Consider the following 8133-nt stretch of genomic DNA (forward strand, 5'->3'; position numbering starts at 1 on the left):
CGTGGCTGCCTTGCACAAACATTTTGATGTAGAAGCTTATGTAGAAGGAAAAATACAGTATCAAACCAATAATCTTCACAGTCAGCACCTCAATATTTTCCGTCTTATCCTGATCACTCATCTTTGCTCGCTAGCTTGTGGGAACGTTTGGCGTAGTCCTCTGCTTTTCTCATTCCTCTTTCTTTGCCGCAGTCCCATTGAAGAATGCTCTTAGATTATCCGGCAACATATATTCCTTTTTGGATTTTGGAGATTCTGAATGCCCTCCATAGACTTCTTTCAAAATTGCATTCACGATCATTTCTTTTGGTGGTTCAGGATGTTCAATCCCTTCATAAATCCAGGACCTGCAATCTACAGAATCTCCGCAAATATCTCCGCAGTCCTTGCAAGAAGTTTCCGTAACATCCAAGGAGATGTCGTTACCGTTGATTCTTATCGTTGGCGAGCTGAGGAATCCATGTTTGATTGCCAACTCAGGTGATGAGATATTTACTTTATTGACAATCACTTCATAGCCAGCGGATGTCAAAACCGCCGAAACTTCATTTATTGCATGATCCAAATTACTTTCAGCGCCCTGACACCTTTTGCATGTGTCTAAATCCAGATACAAGAAATCGATGTCAATTTTCTTTTTTTCTTGTTTTTGTGCGCAGCAATCACCCCCGCAAGAACATTCATCTTTTTTACTACTCATAATTTCCCTCCCCTTTCTTGAAGACAGCGCGTTGAGTTGATTTTGTCCTATACTCAGAAATGACTTAAATCGTGAAGACGTTCTTCATTCATCTGCATATCCAAAGTAGACCAGAATTTTTTTCAGCACTTGATATTCAGGGACATAGCCATACCCCGCGGATTGATCTTCACTGATGCTGAAAGGAGCTGATCCGATAAGCGTTTCTTCATGGATGATGGTGCTGGCACCCCTGTCCAGGATGGTAATTTGGACATAACGCGTATAGGCAATTCCTTCATTCGAGTAGGTTCCAGTTTCCATGTAATAGCTGCGCAGCTTCACCAGCACATTCATTTCGGCATCCGACTTTGCCTGCAATTCCTCAGGCAAATCGAGATAGTGCGTTGAATACACGTACTTTTCTCCGGCTCCTTCCTCAACGGATTCATCGTTTTCGATGATGAACACTTTGGCTGGCGTCGGAACCGCTGATTCCGCTATCACGCCTTGGATAGCCGCATACGCATCCACATTCCCGATCAGATCGCTGCTTTCCAGTTCGCTGATTTGGCTCTCCCTGATCGCTTCCGGATCCGAAGATGAGGCAGCTTCGTCGCTCGATGAACCGCAGCCTGAAAGGATAAACAACAACATGGTCATGATGAGGAAAAACTTGTATTGGTGATTGTTATTTTTGATCATCTGAAGTCCCTCCTTGAACTGACAAAAGCCTATGGATTAAGGAAGATAATCGACTGTACTACGCACTTTGTAACCGCTCTTTTTCGACCTCATTATAACATATCACGAGCGCCTGAATCGCGTACGGCTTCACCCTGATACAATACAAAAAGACCATACAGAAGTCCCTTTTTCCCAGGAAGTCTGTATGGTCTATCTACTTGTTTATTTACCTAAGCGGTCCGGCATCATGAATTCCATGAAGCTCCAGACACCATTCGCAAGGAACAGTTCTTCGCGGTCGTAATTGGATATTTCTTGGCGGATCAGCTCATCCTTTTGATCGAGGGCTTTCGCACCCCAATGCGGATCGATCAGCAAAGCACGTCCGACGGCAACAAGCTCCGAATTTTCCAATACGTGCTCCGCATCTTCGCTCGTGCGGACATCGCCGACACCTACCAACGGCACGCGTCCGTTAATTTGTTCATGAATGTACGCCATCATGCTTTTCTCTTTATGATCCTCAGAAACAGAAACCAGTTGATGGTCTCTCAAGGAAATATGCAGATAATCCAAGCCTTTATCGGCCAATTGGTCCACAAGGAACAGTGTATCTGTAAAGCGGATGCCTGGATTTTCGTATTCCTCTGGGGAAAAGCGGTAACCGACGATAAAGTTCTCGGCGCCCGATTCATCCACGGTTGCTGTCACTTCATCAACCAATTTGTCGATGAAACTGAACCGTTTTTCCAGCGTGCCACCCCATTCATCGTCTCTGCGGTTGGAGTGCGGCGAGAAGAATTGTTGCAACAAATAAGTATTTGCACCATGCAGTTCCACACCGTCAAAACCGGCTTCGATCGCGCGACGGGTCGCGGCTTTAAAATTTTCAATCAGGTCCAGAACTTCGTCACTGGCCAATGCTCTCGGCGTTTCGGCATTTGGTCTTTCGGCAGCAATCGCACTTGGCGCTACTGGCTGAACGCCTCTCAATACGCTTGAATCCGTCATGCGGCCACCGTGGAAAATCTGCAGGATGGCTTTGGTGCCGTTCTTTTTGATGGCTGCAGCTAGTTTGCTCAAACCCGGAATGAAAACATCGGAAGCGATGCTCAATTCGCCTTCCCAGCCTTTGCCGTCGTTCTGAACATTTGCAGCGCCTGTGATGACTGCGCCGATTTCGCCGGAACGAAGCGCATAGTAATTGATTTCGTCGGATGTCACTACCCCATCATAAAAACTCATCTTCGTTGTCATCGGTGCCATCATGATGCGGTTCTTCAGTTCCAGTCCGCGTTTGAAAGTCAGCTTGCTGTTCATTGTTGACATATTTTTCTCTCCCTTTAGATCGCTTTTTATCATTTTACCGAGCCTGCCTGAAATTCCCAAACAAAACGCTCGGCCATTTCCAATTGCATGCGCATGCATATATTCTATTATAAGTCACATCCTTTTGCAAGAGGCTTGGCTATGATTTTCTCTGTAGGTACCACTTCAAACAAATAAGACTGCGGATCAGGCGTATATCGCCATCTACACAGTCTTAAATCATTACTATGTTCTTACATTTACAATAAACCCAATTCAGTAGTCTGTCTGTTTACTGATGGCGCTCCAGTCCTCGATTTCCTGTAATCTTTCTTTCATCTCGGCGGACACGATGTTCACTGCATCCGAACCCAGCAACAACCGTTTCGGAATTTCCTCTTTTTGGATAGTTTCGTAGATGACCTCTCCCGCCTTGTCCGGATCTCCAGGCTGATCTTGGTTGTCGACAATGTTCTCTTTTCGGGTTTTCCAAGCAGTATCGGCATAATCTTCGATCTGCTTCTGGGTACCTTTCAGGGAAGTGTCGTAGAATTTGGTCCGGAAAGCGCCTGGCTCCACGGTCATCACTTTGATCCCCAACGGTGCGACTTCCTTCATCAAACCGTCCGTCATCAATTCCAAAGCGGCCTTGGATGCGGCATAATAACCGGAACCGACACCTGAGCGGGCGGCAGCGATCGAGGAAACATTGAGGATGGCGCCGTTTTTCTGCGCTCGCATGTATGGTAATACTTGCTTGATCAATGCAATCGGTCCGAAGAAGTTCGTGTCGAACAGCAGATTCACGCTGTCTTCCTCGCCTTCTTCAACGGAAGAACGATAGCCGTAGCCTGCATTGTTCACGAGGATGTCCACCCCGCCGAAATTATCCTCTGCCGCTTTCACGGCGCCCGCGATACTTTCTTTATTCGTGATATCCAAAGGCACAGCGATAGCAGTGGCGGGATAATTCTCGACGATATCCGCCACCGTGGCAATGTTCCGTGCAGTCACTACTGCGTTATCCCCATGTTTTAAAACTGCTTTTGCGATTCCTCTGCCGATGCCGCTGGAGCATCCTGTAATCAACCATGTTGTCATATTGTTTCCTTCCTCTCCGAAGCTGTTTACTTTGATCACTGCGCCTTTTTAGCGAATCAAAATGGCGCCACTCGCAGTACAAACAGAAGTATACACCTTGGAGTTCACTCAAAGGGAAGCGTTTTATTTCCGAAAATTACTTTTCCACGTTTTCTGTTTTTATTTCCTGATTGGATGGCGGACGACTGTCTTCATCTTTTCCGGAGCGACTTTGCGTGGATCGTTCAAGTAAATTTCATGGTGCCTGCGGATTGTGCCGTCTGGACTCATTTCCGAAATGGCATTGACGTATCCATTGGCCGCAGCAAAGTCGTCGATAGCTTTGACCGTCACTGCTTCCGTATCGTAGGGACCCATATGCATCATCTGAACGCAAATTCCTTCTGTGTATTCCGCCAACCTTGCATTGGTGAGATCAAGCTCCGGTTTCTTTTTCTTCAATCCCTCAACGGCCCATCGGAATACTTCATCAGTGACAAATTCCGGCTGCCGGATCATCGCTGTCCAGATCAATTTGTCCTTTTGGCTCGTGTCAAAGGGGCGATCAAGCTCCGTCCACCATAAGCCCTCCAATGGCGGAACGACATATTCGAAGAAATCCGCCGGGGCATTGCCGCTTTTGTTGCTCATTTTGATGGTGTAGGACAGCCCATAAAGCATTTCGATTGCTTTCGCGTATTCCCCTGATTCATCATTGGGGTTCCCCTTGCCGTCAACCATGATGAATTTCATCTTCGGTACATCGACAATCACAGGGACCGTCTTGGGCTGATAAAGATTCTTATATTCCTTTTTGAAATCTAATGGGCTTGGCATTTCATTTTTCCTCCCTTATCTGAATCGGCCTCCCTTATCTGAATCGGCTAAACGAAACTGAACAGAAATTACACCGTTCTGCTCCTATCCTTACAGCCGCTTATAATACTCCTTGAGGTTCATCCAGTATAGAAATAATATCCTTTATAAATTCCATCGTCTTCTTTTCAATCTGCTTCTTGAGTTCCTCTGGATGGTCAAAATCCGGCTTTTCAACCAGAGTTGATTCTATAATGGAATCAACTCCCGGAATAACCTGTGATAATTTATATTTACCAATATTTTCCCTGCTCATCAACGCGATGTACTCACCCTGAATTTTTCTGTTAATCCCAGCCAACCAAACTTCGAACACGCCTTTTTCATGCAAATATACTACGGCGATTTTCAGCTTCTTATTTTTCAAATCAGCAGGCGTAAAAGCAAAATAGGTCATATCCATGTAGCCAAAGTATAAACTACCAGCATTATAATCTGGATACTTGCTTTCCAAGTATGAACGAAGTACTGACATAAATGTCAGGATTCCTTTGTAAGCTTTCTGTATCTGCCCTTTTCTTAGCTGCGTAGCATATTCCTTTATATATTCATTTATTGGCTCCATAAAAATATTCCTCATTCCCCGATTCAGCAGACTGTACATAGTTCGAAGCGCGTATCCTATTTTTGTAACCGCTGTTTTAGCCCTCATTATAACATACCTCCCGCTAGCGAATACCGTATAAATCCCCCTCACAAGGCACTACAAATGGCAAATAAAAAAGACGTCCTGACCACGGACGTCTTTACTCGATAGGATTTTTGGATAACCATGCTTCAGTGTGGAAAAGTAATTTCTGCGAGTGTCCATAAAATGATCACAAGTCCAACCGGAATGGACAACAATGTCAGCAAGGCTCTGTCCTTATGTTTGATGATTGCTATCAGCCCCAGAATGAACCCGACCACTCCCAGCACTGCAAGAACAGGTGTCGGCAATGGTAATCTGATGGTTGCTCCCAAGGCCGTCATTTTGATGGCCATCAGCACGATGAATGTCAAAGTCAAACCCGCTGCCCATTGTCCGGCTTTTATTTTGGACCAAAACTGCATTTTCATGATAGTTTCCTCCTTATTCTTCTGAAAGATAGAATGCTGCATCTGGCAGTTTTTCTTCGGTTGCATCAGCTTCCGCTATTGATCCGTAGGCTTTCCTTTTTGTTATTGATTTCTGGTTTTTATAAACCGAACCCATTCCTCATATACCAAGAGCAGTTCCGCATCGAAATAGCTCAATGCTCGTTCTTTGATCTGTTCAGGAATGCCATAATAGGCTTCCGCGATCGCACCAGCGATGGCGGCCAAAGTATCGCTGTCCCCGCCAATCGAAACCGCATTGCGGATGGCATCCTCGAACGAAGTGGATTCCAGGAAGGCCACTATCGCTTGAGGAACCGTCGCTTGGCAATCCGTTGTGAAGCGGTAGGAGTCCCTGATTCCATCCAATGTGAAGTCCAGATGATAGTAGTTTTCCCCAATCCTTTTTCTGATCTCGTCTTTGGGTGAACCTGAACGCGCCATGTAGATGGCTATTACCGTTGCTTCCGCACCCTTCAGGCCTTCTTCATGGTTGTGCGACACACCCGTTACCGTTTCGGACAGGCGCTGTATCTCCTTTTCCGTTCTGCCGATATACGCAACCGGACTGATCCGCATGGCCGCACCGTTGCCGAAGCTATTGTATGGCTGAGGATCATCGCTGACTATCCATTGGAAGAACGCACGGCTGAAACCGCAATCTGGGTAGCGGCGCCCGAACGCTTGCATATACTGGATGCTCAGCTTCTCCAGCAAGACATAATAGTCTGCGCCTCGTTCCCGCCCCTCACCCGCGAATGCCAGTGCCTTCTCCGTTTCCATCAGCGCCTTGGCGACAGCTAGCGTCATGATGCTGTCATCCGTCATCCGGCAATCTTCCGTGAACAGTTCAAAATGCTTCTCCTTGTGATTATGCCACTCGAAACGGGAGCCGACGATGTCCCCGATGATTGCGCCCAACATAGGAAGTCCTCCCTTAATGAAATCCCTCAGTTCTGAATAATGTTCAAGTCCTTGAAAAAGCCTTCCGTCCCTTCTTCAACCCATAGTCCGATGGCGCCTTCGTTTTCCGGTCCATGTTTCAGGTCATTTACCAACAATACGGGATACTTCGAATTGTTCACATATAATTCGGCATGTTCGCCGTCCACTTTGACTTTCAGATCGATCCATTCATCCAAACCCATGTCGGCGTAAGATTCGTACTCGCCTGGGCTTTCGGCTCTGAAACGGTCAAATATGTAGTCAGGGTAAGAGAAATATTGTGTGGATCGGTTCCTTCTCAGTTGGCTCTCATTCCTGCCGTTCGTCGGGCGAATGTACAGCGATTCAAAATGCTCGTTGTTTTCATCGATGCGGAACGCAATGCCAAGGAAGCCTCTGGCGAATTCAGGCGCGTCAGGCAAGCGACGGCTCAACACCTTCACTTCGATTGTGCCGTTCTTGAAGTTAGTGCCCACCAACCTTGCATAGGTAGGCTCATCAAAAGCTTCGATTTTCGGATCTTTCGTTACCCTAAGTACTTCCGTTCCGTCAAAATCGACGTTGCTGATAAAGGAATTCACTGCGATAAAGTTGTCTGCTTTCATAGCTATATTCATACTTTATTCCCCTTTAAATAAATGATTTGTGCTGTTCTTATCATCAGTCTAGCACGAATTTTGAGGTTGCAAAATACGCACAAATAAGTAAGTATGAAAGAAAAGGACCCGAGGACAGTCAGAAATTCAGATTGTCCTTGCGTCCTTAAGTCACATTCGCATTCGTTGCTTCATTATTTTTATGATTTATCATCCTTCTCGATGTTGTATAACATCCGCTCAATGCGCCTATCAGGGATCAACCAGAGCAATGCCAAAATAACGTACAGTGCCTGGGCAATCCAAGGTTGGATGATTGCTAACCCGGAAGCAGTCAGGTAGGCCAGCATGGATACTTTTCCCTTAGTGTCATTTCCGATGGCTTGTTTGAGCGTCGAACTGCCCTGTTCAGCATTGATGATCATTTTTTGCAGCACATTATAGGCAATCGAAGCCATAAGCAACACTATGCCGTAAAGTGCTGCGGGCACCTTTGCAGAAGGGTTTGCCCCCATCCAACCAGATGCGAATGGAACCAGCGACAACCAAAAAAGCAGATGATGGTTAGCCCAGAGAACTGGGCCGGTCACCTTTTGAAGAGTGTGCAGCAGATGATGATGATTGTTCCAATATATCCCGACATAGACAAAGCTAAGTATGTAGCTCAAAAACGTTGGAAGTATCAATAGAAGAGCATCTATCCCTTGTCCCTCCGGAATTTTCAATTCCAGGACCATAATGGTGATGATAATTGCCAGCACACCATCGCTGAAAGCTTCAAGCCGATTTTTCCCCATAGCAATTCCCCTTCTGTATAAACTACTTGAATGATTATTTCGTCGCTGCCTATAATCTTCATTTTAGCTGTGGATTCTTATATATTCA

The 8133-nt window shown here is 46.0% G+C and carries 10 protein-coding genes; all 10 read right to left on the reverse strand.

All coding sequences use genetic code 11. The annotated features are described in order from the left end of the window. Positions 1-169: 169 nt before the first annotated feature. The 10 genes from WBV27_RS00325 to WBV27_RS00370 all read right to left on the reverse strand — a co-directional run bounded on the left by WBV27_RS00325 (position 170) and on the right by WBV27_RS00370 (position 8045). On the reverse strand, positions 170-700 hold the full coding sequence (locus WBV27_RS00325) for a DUF2703 domain-containing protein (protein ID WP_424198429.1): 531 nt from the start codon (positions 698-700) through the stop codon (positions 170-172). Positions 701-784: 84 nt separating this feature from the next. After that, positions 785-1384 carry a hypothetical protein gene (locus WBV27_RS00330; RefSeq protein ID WP_424198431.1) on the reverse strand — a complete coding sequence of 200 codons (600 nt, stop codon included), beginning with the start codon at positions 1382-1384 and terminating at the stop codon, positions 785-787. Between the two features lie 204 nt (positions 1385-1588). Beyond that, positions 1589-2695, reverse strand: coding sequence for an NADH-dependent flavin oxidoreductase (locus tag WBV27_RS00335; protein WP_424198433.1), 1107 nt, complete (start codon positions 2693-2695; stop codon positions 1589-1591). A gap of 255 nt (positions 2696-2950) precedes the next feature. Further along, positions 2951-3775 (reverse strand): oxidoreductase, encoded by an 825-nt coding sequence (locus WBV27_RS00340; RefSeq protein WP_424198435.1) that lies wholly within the window; start codon positions 3773-3775, stop codon positions 2951-2953. Positions 3776-3934: 159 nt separating this feature from the next. Then, a complete protein-coding gene (locus WBV27_RS00345) occupies positions 3935-4591 on the reverse strand; it encodes a GyrI-like domain-containing protein (protein ID WP_424198437.1) in 657 nt (218 codons plus the stop codon). A 100-nt stretch (positions 4592-4691) separates the two neighbouring features. Beyond that, on the reverse strand, positions 4692-5282 hold the full coding sequence (locus tag WBV27_RS00350) for a DUF7000 family protein (protein WP_424198439.1): 591 nt from the start codon (positions 5280-5282) through the stop codon (positions 4692-4694). A gap of 125 nt (positions 5283-5407) precedes the next feature. Further along, positions 5408-5689: a hypothetical protein gene (locus WBV27_RS00355; RefSeq protein ID WP_424198441.1), complete on the reverse strand. Its 282-nt coding sequence runs from the start codon at positions 5687-5689 to the stop codon at positions 5408-5410. Positions 5690-5791: 102 nt separating this feature from the next. After that, positions 5792-6631 carry an ADP-ribosylglycohydrolase family protein gene (locus tag WBV27_RS00360; RefSeq protein WP_424198443.1) on the reverse strand — a complete coding sequence of 280 codons (840 nt, stop codon included), beginning with the start codon at positions 6629-6631 and terminating at the stop codon, positions 5792-5794. Positions 6632-6657: 26 nt separating this feature from the next. After that, positions 6658-7269, reverse strand: a complete 612-nt coding sequence (locus tag WBV27_RS00365; protein WP_424198445.1) for a hypothetical protein — start codon at positions 7267-7269, stop codon at positions 6658-6660. A 179-nt stretch (positions 7270-7448) separates the two neighbouring features. Then, the gene (locus WBV27_RS00370; protein WP_424198447.1) at positions 7449-8045 is read right to left on the reverse strand and encodes a TMEM175 family protein; all 597 of its coding nucleotides are present in this window, start codon (positions 8043-8045) and stop codon (positions 7449-7451) included. Positions 8046-8133: the final 88 nt, after the last annotated feature.

Origin of the sequence: Trichococcus sp. (assembly GCF_049589555.1) — a bacterium.
GTDB lineage: Bacteria > Bacillota > Bacilli > Lactobacillales > Aerococcaceae > Trichococcus.

Bases quoted from the DNA above. Each gene is read 5' to 3' on its own strand.
- WBV27_RS00360 (WP_424198443.1), bottom strand. From the start codon at position 6,631: ATGTTGGGCGCAATCATCGGGGACATCGTCGGCTCCCGTTTCGAGTGG.
- WBV27_RS00335 (WP_424198433.1), bottom strand. From the start codon at position 2,695: ATGTCAACAATGAACAGCAAGCTGACTTTCAAACGCGGACTGGAACTG.
- WBV27_RS00370 (WP_424198447.1), bottom strand. From the start codon at position 8,045: ATGGGGAAAAATCGGCTTGAAGCTTTCAGCGATGGTGTGCTGGCAATT.
- WBV27_RS00325 (WP_424198429.1), bottom strand. From the start codon at position 700: ATGAGTAGTAAAAAAGATGAATGTTCTTGCGGGGGTGATTGCTGCGCA.
- WBV27_RS00340 (WP_424198435.1), bottom strand. From the start codon at position 3,775: ATGACAACATGGTTGATTACAGGATGCTCCAGCGGCATCGGCAGAGGA.
- WBV27_RS00345 (WP_424198437.1), bottom strand. From the start codon at position 4,591: ATGCCAAGCCCATTAGATTTCAAAAAGGAATATAAGAATCTTTATCAG.
- WBV27_RS00365 (WP_424198445.1), bottom strand. From the start codon at position 7,269: ATGAATATAGCTATGAAAGCAGACAACTTTATCGCAGTGAATTCCTTT.
- WBV27_RS00350 (WP_424198439.1), bottom strand. From the start codon at position 5,282: ATGAGGGCTAAAACAGCGGTTACAAAAATAGGATACGCGCTTCGAACT.
- WBV27_RS00330 (WP_424198431.1), bottom strand. From the start codon at position 1,384: ATGATCAAAAATAACAATCACCAATACAAGTTTTTCCTCATCATGACC.
- WBV27_RS00355 (WP_424198441.1), bottom strand. From the start codon at position 5,689: ATGAAAATGCAGTTTTGGTCCAAAATAAAAGCCGGACAATGGGCAGCG.